We start from the raw sequence: 11,401 nt of genomic DNA on the forward strand, positions 1-11,401 counted from the left end.
ACGATGAACACCCACCACATCCTCAGTCGGCGGAACTTTCTCATTGCAGGCGGAGGCGCCGCAGGCGCAGTGCTCCTAGCGAGCTGCTCGGGAGGCACCGCCGAAGGCAACCCGGACGAGATCACCGGCGCAGGCTGGGCCGACGGGCTCAACGACCTCGTCTTCGGCCAGATCAAGGACGATTTCGAAGCCGCCACCGGACTCACCGTCACGCCACAAGCTTCGGTGCCCTTCGATGACTACCAGACCAGGTTCCGCACCCTGATCGCCGGCGGATCGCCGCCGGACCTGATGCGTCTGAATGACGACTTCCTCCGGGAGATGTCGGACAAGGAGACGATCATGGACATCGGGTCCTATCTGTCCGAATCGGACGTGGACACCTCGGACTACTTCGAAGGCGTACTTGACTTCACCGACCTCCCGAACGGTCGCGCGGGCTTGGCCATCGGCGCTCTGCCCCGGGTCATCTACTTCAACAAGACCCTGTTCGAGGAGAAGGGGGTGCCGCTGCCACCAACCACCTGGACCTCGGAGGGCTGGACGTGGGAGGACTTCCTGGAGACCGCCCGCGCCCTGACCGACGACGAGACATGGGGCGCGTGTGTGGTGACCGATACCGCCTACGAGAACACCTTTGCCGTGAACAACGGCGGTGAGGGGATCTTCTCGGAGGACGGACGCTCCTTCGCCCTCGCCGGACCGGAGGGCCTGGAAGCGCTGCAGTGGGTGGCGGACCTTGCCCTCGTTCATGAGGTTGCTCCCACGTGGGCCGAGGTATCCGGGGATGACGCCGAGCAGCAACTCTTCGTCGGTGGTCGCCTCGCGATGCTGTTCTCCTCGATGTCGATCTCCGGGTACCTGAGCGAGAACGTCACCGAGTTCGAGTGGGACATCGCTCCCGTCCCAGGGAACGTGAACCAGTACAGCGAGTCTTCGATGGCGCTGATGGTGATCCCGACGGCGGCGGCCAACCCCGATGGCGCCTGGGAGTTCCTCAAGTACATCACCGGCCCCGACGGCGGTCAGGCGATCGCAGAGCACCGTGTGGGTGTCCCGCTGAGTCGAACAGCCGCCGAGGCGCTGGAGGCCGGCGACACCGGACCGGCGAACATCCATCTGTTCATCGAAGCGGCCAACAACAACCGCAGTGTGCACTCCACCACGGCCACGGCAGCGGCGGTGGCGATCTACCGGCCGGAATTGGAACGCGCCTTGATCGGTGAGATCACCGTGGAGGAGGCACTGACCGGCGCTCGCGACCAGGTCGAAGCGACGCTGGCGTGAGCGTCATCGAACCCGACCTGGCACCGGCGCCGCCGGCCGGACGCGCACGCCGGCGGCGCCTGCGCCGTGCCGACCTCGCCGGCTGGGCGTTCATCGCCCCGCTGATCTTCGGCATCCTGGCGTTCCAGCTGGTGCCGATCGTCGTCTCGATCGTGGCGTCCTTCACGGACTGGGACGGCATCACCCCGCCGGCGTTCATCGGTGCGGACAACTACACCGGCCTCGCCCAGGACGACCTGTTCTGGACCACCCTGCGGAACACCGTGCTGTTCACGCTCGGGGTGATCCCGCTGACCACGGCGGGGGCACTGCTGCTCGCCGTGCTCTGCCAAGGCAAGTCCCGGGTGGCCAACGTGGTGTTCCGTACGGCCTACTTCACCCCGTACGTGACCAGCATCGTGGCGATCGGCCTGGTCTGGGGCAAGCTGCTGGCCCCCAGTGGCTTCTTCAACAGCGTGCTCGGCGTGGTGGGTATCGAGGGACCCAACTGGCTCACCGATGCCAACTGGGCCCTGCCCGCCGTCATCGTGATCTCCGCCTGGCAGGGCATCGGCTACCCGATGATCATTCTGCTCGGTGGCTTGCAGGGTATCGACGGCTCGATCGAGGAAGCCGCTCGGATCGACGGAGCGGGATCGGGCCGGCGCTTCTTCAGCATCACGCTGCCGCTGCTCACCCCGCAGCTCTTCTTCGTGCTGGTGACGCAGTTCATCACCTCGTTCCAGGTGTTCGCACTGATCTTTGTGCTCACCAGCGGTGGGCCCGGGAACGCGACGAATGTCTACATCTACTACCTGTATCAGAACGCCTTCACGTTCGGCAGGCTCGGCTACGCCTCGGCGATGGCCTGGATCCTGTTCATCATCATCGGTGCCGTCACGTTCCTTCAGCTTCGGCTGCAGAAGCGTTGGGTCTTCTACAACTGATCGGAGGTAAATCGTGACGCACACCATGACACCCGAGGCGGCCGCAGCACAGGAGCGCTCTGCCCGGTCCGCGGGGGCGCACCCGCAAGGTGCCCGCAGCGGACGGCCGCTGGCCCTGGCGGGCCGTGGCGGCAAGCTCATCCTGATGACGATGCTGGCAATCAGCTTCCTCACGCCGCTGACCTGGATGCTCTCCGCCTCGCTGAAGACCGAGCAGGACATCGCCGAGAACCCGATGGGGTTCATCCCGCAGACGTGGGAGTGGCAGAACTATGCCGCAGCGTTCGAATCGATCCGCCCGTTCTTCATCAACAGCGCCATGCTGGCCGCGATCAACGTGGTGGGCGTGCTGGCGATCGCCTCGATCGCCGGCTACGCCTTCGGACGGCTCACCTTCCGAGGCCGCGACCTGGCGTTCTCGCTCGTTCTGGCGACGGCGATCATCCCCGGGATCGTGCTGATCATCCCGCAGTACATCATCTTCCAACAGATCGGCTGGGTGGATACGTTCTTCCCGCTCTGGGTGCCACGGGTCCTCACCCCGGTGTTCGGCACCTTCTTGCTCCGCCAGGCGTTCATGACGCTGCCCAAGGAGCTCGAGGAGGCGGCCAAGCTCGACGGCCTGAACACGTTCAGCATCTACGCACGGATCATGCTGCCGCAGGTGAAGCCCGCCCTCGCGGCCGTCGGAGTGTTCACGTTCGTGGAGTCCTGGAACGACCTGTTCGGTCCGCTTATCTTCATCAACTCCACCGAGCGGCAGACCCTGCCGATCGCACTGGCTCAGTTCCAGGGAGAGTTCTTCTCCACCACCAACCTGCTGATGGCGGCCTCCACGATCACCGTGGTGCCGGTGATCGTGATCTACCTGATCGCACAGAAGTACTTCGTTCAAGGCATCGCCAGCAGCGGCCTCAAGTAAGCCCGACCACGTTCCGTTCCGACCCCGTGTGGGCCAGCACGTGCTGCCCGCATGCCCAACTAAGTAAGGACACTCATGACCGCCGACCAACCGTGGTATCGCACGAGCCGACGATGGGGACAGACCAACCTCGTGGAGATCGACCCGGACCGTTACGACGATGCGTGGTGGCGCACGTACTGGCGGCAGACGAGGATCGACGGCGTCATCGTCAACGCTGGCGGGATCGTTGCCTACTACCCTTCGAAGTTCGATCTGCACCACCGCGCGGTGAACATCTCCGAGGAGAACGACCTCTACGGGCGCATCGTCGCCTCAGCGCGGGACGAGGGACTGGCAGTGATCGCCAGGATGGACTCCAACCGGGTGGCCGAGGACTTCTTCCTCGCCCACCCGGAGTGGATGGCTCGGGACGCCAGTGGCGAGCCGTACCGCGCTGCGGACAAGTGGATCACCTGTGTGAACAGCGACTACTACAACGACTACCTGCTCGAGGTACTCGCCGAGATCACCCGCCGCTCTGCCCCGGACGGCTTCGCCGACAACAGCTGGGCCGGGCTGCCGCGGCGCAACATCTGCTACTGCGAGAACTGCGCCCGGATCTTCCGGGACACCAAGGGGAGCGCGCTGCCGGCGCACACCGACTGGGACGACCCGGTCTATCGCGACTGGGTGCGGTGGAACTACGACCGCCGGGTGGAGATCTGGCGGCTGAACAACGAGGCGACCCAGGCGGCAGGCGGTGAGCACTGCATCTGGATGGGGATGCTCAGTGGCGATCTGAAGAACGCCGCAGAACGGTTCAACGACCAGCGGCGGATCCTGCGCGGGGCACCCTTCGCCATGCTCGACCACCAGTTCCGCTGGCTGGGGGAGAGCTTCCACCAGAACGCGGAGGCGGGCAAGCGCATCCACGAGCTGGTCGGCTGGAACGCCGTGATGCCGGAGAGCACCCCGATGTACAGCCTCGGCCGGCCAGCGTTCCGGATCGCAGCGATGCCGAAGGCAGAAGCGCAGCTGTGGTCGGCGAACGGCTTCGCCGGTGGGATCCAGCCGTGGTGGCACCACATCGGTTCCCACCATGAGGACCGCCGCCAGTATGAGACCGCGCCGGCGATCTTCCAGTGGCACGAAAAGAACGAGGACGTCCTCTTCGACCGCACGCCGGTAGCCGACGTCGCGGTGGTCTGGTCCACCGAGAACACCGACTTCTTCGGCCGTGACCAGGCCGAGGAGCGCACGGCGAGCCCGTACCGGGGGGCGATCACCTCGCTGGTGCAGGCAGGGCTTACCTACGTGCCGGTGCACGCCGACGACGTCCGCGGGGCCATCGGCCGGTTCAGCCTGCTGCTCCTGCCGAACGTGGGTGCCCTGAGCGCCGACCAGGTGGCGGCAGTGCGCGAGTTCCACGCCGCCGGCGGGTCCGTGGTGGCGACCGGGGATACCTCGCTGTACGACGAGGACGGTGAGCGGCGCAGCGACTACGGGCTGGCCGACCTCCTAGGCGTCTCCGCAGGTGAGGAGGTGCACGGTCGCTGGGAGGCCACCGACCCGAACATCGAGACGGCGGGCAACCACACCTACCTGCGGTTGTTACCGGCCCGCAACACCGGCGGCGGCGGCATGGACGTGAGCGGGTCTCGGCCGGCCCGGCACCAGGCCCTGGCGGGCTTCGAGGAGACCGACATCGTGCCGTTCGGGGGATTCCTGCGCGAGGCGCGGGTGCACGAGGGTTTCGAGACGGTGGGCACGTTCATCCCGCGATTCCCGATCTATCCGCCGGAGACTTCATGGATGCACACGCCGGAAACAGACATCCCGGCTCTGGTGGTCAGCGACCGGGGCGACGCACGGACGGCGATGGTGCTCGCAGACCTGGACCGCTGCGCCGACCGTGACCAGCAGCCCGACGCCCGCGAGTTGCTCGCCCAGGTGGTGCGGTGGGCGATCGGGAGTGGCTCCAAGGTCTCCGCGCAGACGCCTGGGGGAGTCGCGGTGAATGCCTACGCTCAGCCTGGCCGCACGATCGTGCACCTGACGAACTCGCTCGCGACCACCACGTTGGCGGCGCGGCAGGACCAGGTGTACCCGGTGGGCCCGATCGAGGTGCGGGTCGCGAAGCCGGAGGGCGCCAGCGCCGTGCGGGCGGTGACGCTGCGCGTCGCGGAGGCGCAGGCTGACGCGGTCGACGACGGTGCAGCCATCCGGATCAGCCTCGATACAGTCGGCGCTCACGAGGTCCTGGTGATCGACTGGGCCTGAGCCCACACCAGGCCGACACGGCACTCCGCCGCTGAGGCATTTTCAGACTCCGAGGTCACGAGCGGTGACCTCGGAGTCTGAATCCGACTTCCGCGCCAGTGGGGGACGCGCGACGCGCTCGCCCACGTCATCCGACAAGTCGTTGGTCCAGCTCGTCGAGGAACGCCCGGGCTTCCGGCATTGCCGGGTCGGCCTGGCTGGCACGGCGTACTGCGCCTCGTAGAATCTTCGCAGCCTGAGCCGCGTCGCCCTTGCTGTCGGCCAGCACGATGGCGTTGAGGAGACTCTCCCGAAGCGGCGATGCCTCGGCACGTGGCTCCGGGGTTCCGTTGCGCATGATCCGGATCCAGTTGCCGGCCGGGTCGATCAGGCTGAACCCGGACCTGCCGCCGGCATTCTTGCGGGGTCGAGGACGGGTGATCCGTGGAAAGCCCGAGACCGGCAGCTTCCCGTAGCTGGCCCGAAGACCCGCGGCGAAGGTCTCGAAGAGCGGCTCTGGGTCAGGGACCACCACGCCGCACGTACTGTGCGAATCCTCAGCGCGATGCGCCTCGAGCCCGTAGTAGTGCAGCGGGAATCCGTGACCTTCCAGAGCCAGGTACGGATTCGGCCTGACCTGTCGATAGGTGACCTTGAAGCCGAGCGGGGAGTAGAACTCTGCGATCTGGTCAATGTCTGCGCACGGAAGCATCGGAATGACCTGCGGGTGCATGACTTCAGTCTGCCACCCGCCTGGTTCGAGGCGTCATTGCCGCGATCCACAGGTATCGACTGTTCCTCGCTCGCCCCGTCAGTCGGCGATCCTCGCTCGCCCGTTCAGTCGGCGATCCTCGCTCGCCCGTTCAGTCGGCGACCAGCTCGTAGACGTTGCCGTCCGGGCTTCGCGGGCAGTGTGTCCAACCCATGGCGACACGGCCTGGTCCCGGGTGAGCTCCGCCGTCGGAGGTAGTTTCCTGCGTTCGAGGCCAGGGACGGTGACCTCAGAGTCGGAGGGCGGCCTCGGCCGCTCGAGGGCCCGGTTCCGCGGTCGGACGGAGGAGAGCACCGGGGCGGTCTGGGAGAGTTGACGCATGGCAGCAGAGGTGCAGCTTGGCTCGACGCCGGCTCCCGAGGGGTTCGGTTCGGCGGCTCGGGGCATCGCGTTCTTCCCGGTCCTGATGAGTGGCTATGCCGTCTTCTACGCCGCCTGGTGGCCGTTCGCCTGGGGCATTCCTGGTTTTGCTGGGTCCCTGGTCGTGATCGCCCTCGCCGTGCTATTCGTCATCCGCGGAGCCACGCAAATCCGTCATGCCGCACTGTTCCCGAACCACCCGACGCCCGAAGACCGACGAATCGGCAAAGCGATGGGGGTACTCAACAGCGTCACGCATCCGGTCTGGATGCTCGGCTCGATCGTGCTCCTCGTCCTTGGGCAGGGCAGGTGGGTGCTCCCGCTGATGGTGTTTGTCATCGGCGCCCACTTCGTGCCCATGGCTCGCATCCTCGGACGAAGGGTCGACTATCTGCTCGGCCCGGTCGCGATGGCCGCTGCCGTTGTCGCCGGGGTGTTCGCCCTCGATGAGCAGGTGTCGTGGCTGGTGGTGTTCGCGGTGGCGGGTACCGGTGGCACGCTGGCGACTCTCTGCTACGCGCTCTACATGTCTCGGGCGTATCGGCGGCTCTGTGAGCGCGCTGGCGTTCCGTTCCACCTTATTTAACAGAAACTGTTATATTCGTTGCGTGGAAGCTCTCGCCGTCTTAGCCGATCCGGCTCGTCGCCGCATCGTGGAGTACCTCGGGGACAGCGAGGTGCCCGCCGGTGAGCTTGCCGAGGTGATGGACGCGGAGTTCGGACTCGTTCAGCCAGCCACCTCGCGACATCTGCGGCGACTGCGTGAGGTGGGCCTCGTGCACTCCCGCCCCGACGGCTCGCGACGCCTTTACTCCCTCGATCCCAGTGCTCTGCGCGAGATCGACCGCTGGCTCGATCAGTTCCGAGGGCTGTGGAGCGATGCCCTGTCCGCTCTCGACGCCGAGGTGCGCCGAGGAAAGTCGTCAACGAGAGACCAGGCCAGTTGAATATCGTCGACGAGATCAACAGCGTGATCCGCAAGATCACGACCAGCGGCGACTCGCATCGGGTCGTTCTGGAGCGCGGCTTCGACACCGACGCCGCTGACCTGTGGGACGCGTGCACGAGTTCCCAGCGACTCTCGCGCTGGTTCGAGCCGGTGCGCGGCGATCTCGCACTTGGTGGCAGGTACTCGCTCACGAGCAGCGGCACGGAGGGCGACATCCTGCGATGCGAGCCCACTCGGCACCTGACGATCACGTGGGAGTACCAGGGGAATGTCAGCCACGTCGATGTCGACCTCATCCCGGCTGGGATAGAGCGGACGGTGCTCCGCCTGACCCACCATGTTCCGCCCGGTGACCACTGGGAGACCTATGGTCCAGCGGCAACGGGTGTCGGGTGGGAAGAGGCGCTGCGGACCCTGTCGCTGCATCTCGCCGGCGACGCCCGAGGTGCCACTGAGGAGATGGAGGAGTTCGCGGGCACACCCGAGGGTCAGCAGCTGATCCGTCGGGTGGCCGATGCTTGGGGTGGGGCAGACCATGAGGCGGGAACACCTGCTGGCGATGCGCACGCGCGAGCAGCCAGGACGGCGGCGTTCTACCTGGGGCGCGCATGAAGCCACCAGCTTCTCCTCGTAAAGCGCTCGACTACTAGAGAGGACCAGAATGATGGCTGAGAAGGCGACGAGCATTGATGAGTACCTTGACGGGATCGATCCGGCGTTCCGACCGGAGCTCGAGCGGATCCGTGCGCTGGTGACCGAGGTCGTGCCGAGCGTCGAAGAATCGATCAGTTACCGCATGCCGACACTGAAGTACAAGAACCGCGCACTGGTGTACTTCACGGCATCGAAGAACCACATGACCCTCTTCCCTTCATCCTGGGCGATCGAAGAGTTCCAGGACCGGCTGGCGGACTACAAGCGGACTGAACACGGGATTCAGTTCACGCTGGAGAAGCCACTGCCCACTGAGCTGATCGAGGACCTCGTCCGGTACCACGCACGCCAGATCGACGCCGACCGGCACTGAGCACTCCCCGGACAGGGGTCCACGGAGGAACCTGGAGAACGCCACGATGAAGTACACGATCCCGATCGAGATCGCGCTGCCACGGGAGAAGGTCGTTCAGCTACTCGAGGACCCCGCACACCGACCGAAGTGGCTACGAGGCTTGGTGTCGCACGAGCCGTTACGTGGTGTGGACGGGCAGGTCGGCACCGAGTCACGGGTCGTGTTCCAGTCGGGGCAGCAGTCCATGGAGTGCACCGAGACCATCACGCGCCGGGAACCGGCGAGCCTGCACGGTATCTCGGCGGACCGTGTGGTCTATTTCGCGCGTGAGATCGTTGCGGATGGCATGTGGAGTGCCGCTCGTGAACAGCTGACTGCGACCGGCCCGGAGAGCACGCTCTGGGTGAGCGAGAACGAATACCGGTTCAGCGGCCTGATGCGAGTGGTGGCTCCGTTCATGCGCGGTGCCTTCATCAAGCAGTCACGACAGCATATGCAGGACTTCAAGGCGTTCAGCGAGCACGGAACAGACATCCGCGAAGCGGAAGGCTGACCGCCTAACCCCGTTCGGACGGTCAACGCCGTCCGCGGCCGACGCCTGTCGCCGGCATCACCCGGCCGGACGGCTCGCCGTCGTCGTGGTGCGCGCTCCGAGCAGCTGGTCGAAGACCTGCTCTCCGGTCGGTTCGAATCCGCAGCGCAGGTAGAAGCCCTCTGGCCCACCCTCGCCCGGTGCCCACAGGACCGTGATCCGGTCCCGCCCCCGGCTCTGGGCCTCGCGGGCGACCCCCTCGACCGCGAACCGCCCGACGCCCCGCCCTTGCTGGTCGGCGGCGACATTCAGCCGCCAGATCCCGCAACGAAAGGCCGCGAGCTCGTTCTCGGGGTCGAAGTTGGCCATGACGAACCCGACGACGACGTCCCCGTCGAGGATCGCCCTCGGCCACGCCGTGGGTGTCACATAGGCCTCGGCGACCGAGTGCGCGATCGGGGCGACGAAGCGATCCTGACCGCTACTGTCCGTGCGGGAAGGGAACCATCAGGGTCGACGGGACACCGAGGTCACCAGAGTGGGTAGCCAGACGGATCCGTCGCGACATGCGTCATTGCCCCGATCAGCATGATCTGGATATGTGAGAACGCGGGCGGATCTGGACCAACTGTTTCATACTGACAACAGCGGATTGAATGCTGGCGCAGCCGATGTCGACGGAGCGAGCGAAGATGAGTACCTCCAACTTTGAGTTCACCTTCGAGGTGGCTGAACTGAACGACACTGCCGTGGATGCGATTGAGCTCCACTATGACTGTGTCGAGTCGACGCACGGACGCACGACAGAGTTGACTCTGTTGGTTCCCGGGATGAACGCGACCGATGCAGCCAGTGAAGCGATCAACCGGATTTTGGCTGCTGGGGTCACCGTCCGTCGGCTAGTCGATGATCTGGTCACCAGGACTGAGATTGCCGAGCGTGCGGACGTTACGTCTCAAGCGGTGGGCCTATGGGCCCGTGGCGAGCGGAAGCGCGGCGTGTCCTTTCCTGAGCCTTACGTGTATGCAGGGAGCGTCAGGCTGTGGCTCTGGGGCGAGGTGGCGACCTATCTGCGAGCGGCCCACGTTCCGATCGACGAGGGCGTGCAGTATCCAGGTCGGGCGGAGACTCTCCGGATCGCCGGGCTGATTGCCGACCTTCTGGCGGGTCATCGCCCGGTCACCGCTGCTGGTTAGGCGGTTCCAGGCTGGAGGGCCTGGGCGACGGCCACCGGACTCATGCCTAGGCACGTCGGGCGTGGCTTCGTCACACACGTATCGAATACCCCGGGTCTACCAGCTGAGGTCGCGGCTGGATGAGCGATCCTCTACGGCTGAGTTCCGCCGTCGGAGGCACTCGTATGCGTGAGGGAGGTCGACGGTGACCGTGATCAGCGCCTGACGCGAGGAGATGCCTTCCGGCTCGAGCGGCCACGACTCGTTGTCTCCAGAACCCGACCGGCTACTCACCGCGGTGCCGCCAACAGGGTCCGCAGAACGGCCTCGGCTTTGTCCGGCTCACACCTCGCCCACCGCGGCTCCGCCCTTGTCACAGTCGGCCGCATCATCCGGTCTCGGGTGTTGACGACCGGTTCGCAGGGACGAACCGGTCCCGAACGCGAGGAGATGTGCATGAGCGAGCAGGCAACACACCAGACAGTCGCTCTGGTGACCGGAGCCAATAAGGGCATCGGCCGGGCCGCGGCCGAACAACTCGCAGCGCGAGGTATGACCGTGCTGATCGGCGCCCGAGACGCCGAGCGCGGCAGTGCAGCAGCAGCATCGCTGGCCGCAACCGGCGCCCGAGTGCACGCGCTCACCCTGGACGTGACCGACCCCGGTACGGCAGAACGCGCGGCGCGGCAGATCGAGGAGCGCTTTGGCCGGCTCGATGTCCTGATCAACAACGCCGGGATCACCGGTTCCGGGCAGGTGTCGCCCGATGATGCCTATGACCAGGTGCCGAGCTCGGTCGATCTGGACATGGTCCGGACCGTGTTCGAGACCAATGTGTTCGGGGTGATCACCGTGACGAACGCCATGCTGCCGCTGTTGCGGCGATCGCCTCGGGCGCGCATCGTCAACGTCGCCAGTCACGCTGCCTCGCTGGCAATGAACAGCGATCCGACGGGACCGCTGGCCGGCCTGCTGCCATCGGCGGCCTACTCACCCTCCAAGAGCGCGCTGACCGCGCTCACGGTGCAGTACGCCAACGAGCTGCGATCCGATGGCATCCTGGTCAACGCTGTCGCCCCCGGCTTCGTCGCCACCGACAGCAACGACCACACCGGATACCTGTCGGTCGCAGAGGGCGCCGCAGCCCTGGTGCGGATGGCCACGCTCGGCGCGGACGGGCCGACCGCGGGTTTCGTCAGCGAGCAGGGCCCGGTGCCGTGGTGAACAC

Annotated in this window: 13 protein-coding genes; 11 read left to right on the forward strand and 2 right to left on the reverse strand. The window is 66.1% G+C overall.

The window, feature by feature from the left end; genetic code table 11:
• Window positions 1-3 precede the first annotated feature (3 nt).
• The 4 genes from FU260_RS11665 to FU260_RS11680 all read left to right on the forward strand — a co-directional run bounded on the left by FU260_RS11665 (window position 4) and on the right by FU260_RS11680 (window position 5,397).
• Window positions 4-1,287 (forward strand): ABC transporter substrate-binding protein, encoded by a 1,284-nt coding sequence (locus tag FU260_RS11665; protein ID WP_147917215.1) that lies wholly within the window; start codon window positions 4-6, stop codon window positions 1,285-1,287.
• Window positions 1,284-2,213, forward strand: a complete 930-nt coding sequence (locus FU260_RS11670; protein WP_147917216.1) for a carbohydrate ABC transporter permease — start codon at window positions 1,284-1,286, stop codon at window positions 2,211-2,213. Before FU260_RS11665 ends, FU260_RS11670 begins: the two co-directional genes overlap by 4 nt.
• Window positions 2,214-2,226: 13 nt before the next feature.
• A complete protein-coding gene (locus FU260_RS11675; RefSeq protein WP_210418266.1) occupies window positions 2,227-3,135 on the forward strand; it encodes a carbohydrate ABC transporter permease in 909 nt (302 codons plus the stop codon).
• A 75-nt stretch (window positions 3,136-3,210) separates the two neighbouring features.
• Window positions 3,211-5,397: an alpha-amylase family protein gene (locus tag FU260_RS11680; protein ID WP_147917217.1), complete on the forward strand. Its 2,187-nt coding sequence runs from the start codon at window positions 3,211-3,213 to the stop codon at window positions 5,395-5,397.
• Between the two features lie 127 nt (window positions 5,398-5,524).
• Here the strand turns inward: FU260_RS11680 and FU260_RS11685 are convergent, their stop codons facing one another.
• The gene (locus FU260_RS11685; protein WP_147917218.1) at window positions 5,525-6,109 is read right to left on the reverse strand and encodes a VOC family protein; all 585 of its coding nucleotides are present in this window, start codon (window positions 6,107-6,109) and stop codon (window positions 5,525-5,527) included.
• A 358-nt stretch (window positions 6,110-6,467) separates the two neighbouring features.
• Here FU260_RS11685 and FU260_RS24145 point away from each other — a divergent pair, with 358 nt between their 5' ends.
• From FU260_RS24145 to FU260_RS11710, 5 genes are read left to right on the forward strand one after another with little or no spacing between them, the layout of a single operon-like run.
• Complete coding sequence (locus tag FU260_RS24145) at window positions 6,468-7,094, forward strand: hypothetical protein (RefSeq protein ID WP_147917219.1); 627 nt, start codon at window positions 6,468-6,470, stop codon at window positions 7,092-7,094.
• Between the two features lie 22 nt (window positions 7,095-7,116).
• Window positions 7,117-7,455, forward strand: coding sequence for an ArsR/SmtB family transcription factor (locus FU260_RS11695; RefSeq protein WP_147917220.1), 339 nt, complete (start codon window positions 7,117-7,119; stop codon window positions 7,453-7,455).
• Window positions 7,452-8,069 carry an SRPBCC family protein gene (locus FU260_RS11700; RefSeq protein ID WP_168211754.1) on the forward strand — a complete coding sequence of 206 codons (618 nt, stop codon included), beginning with the start codon at window positions 7,452-7,454 and terminating at the stop codon, window positions 8,067-8,069. The genes FU260_RS11695 and FU260_RS11700 overlap by 4 nt, the downstream gene beginning before the upstream one ends.
• 52 nt (window positions 8,070-8,121) lie before the next feature.
• On the forward strand, window positions 8,122-8,484 hold the full coding sequence (locus FU260_RS11705; protein WP_168211755.1) for an iron chaperone: 363 nt from the start codon (window positions 8,122-8,124) through the stop codon (window positions 8,482-8,484).
• A gap of 46 nt (window positions 8,485-8,530) precedes the next feature.
• Window positions 8,531-9,019, forward strand: a complete 489-nt coding sequence (locus tag FU260_RS11710) for an SRPBCC family protein (RefSeq protein WP_147917223.1) — start codon at window positions 8,531-8,533, stop codon at window positions 9,017-9,019.
• Window positions 9,020-9,076: 57 nt separating this feature from the next.
• Here the strand turns inward: FU260_RS11710 and FU260_RS11715 are convergent, their stop codons facing one another.
• Window positions 9,077-9,427 carry a GNAT family N-acetyltransferase gene (locus FU260_RS11715; RefSeq protein WP_235912208.1) on the reverse strand — a complete coding sequence of 117 codons (351 nt, stop codon included), beginning with the start codon at window positions 9,425-9,427 and terminating at the stop codon, window positions 9,077-9,079.
• Between the two features lie 263 nt (window positions 9,428-9,690).
• Between FU260_RS11715 and FU260_RS11720 the strand changes: the two genes are divergently transcribed.
• Together FU260_RS11720 and FU260_RS11725 are read left to right on the forward strand one after the other, a co-directional pair.
• Window positions 9,691-10,194 (forward strand): hypothetical protein, encoded by a 504-nt coding sequence (locus FU260_RS11720; protein WP_147917225.1) that lies wholly within the window; start codon window positions 9,691-9,693, stop codon window positions 10,192-10,194.
• A gap of 435 nt (window positions 10,195-10,629) precedes the next feature.
• Complete coding sequence (locus FU260_RS11725; RefSeq protein WP_147917226.1) at window positions 10,630-11,397, forward strand: SDR family NAD(P)-dependent oxidoreductase; 768 nt, start codon at window positions 10,630-10,632, stop codon at window positions 11,395-11,397.
• Window positions 11,398-11,401: the final 4 nt, after the last annotated feature.

The organism is Ruania zhangjianzhongii (assembly GCF_008000995.1).
Taxonomy (GTDB): Bacteria; Actinomycetota; Actinomycetes; order Actinomycetales; family Beutenbergiaceae; genus Ruania; species Ruania zhangjianzhongii.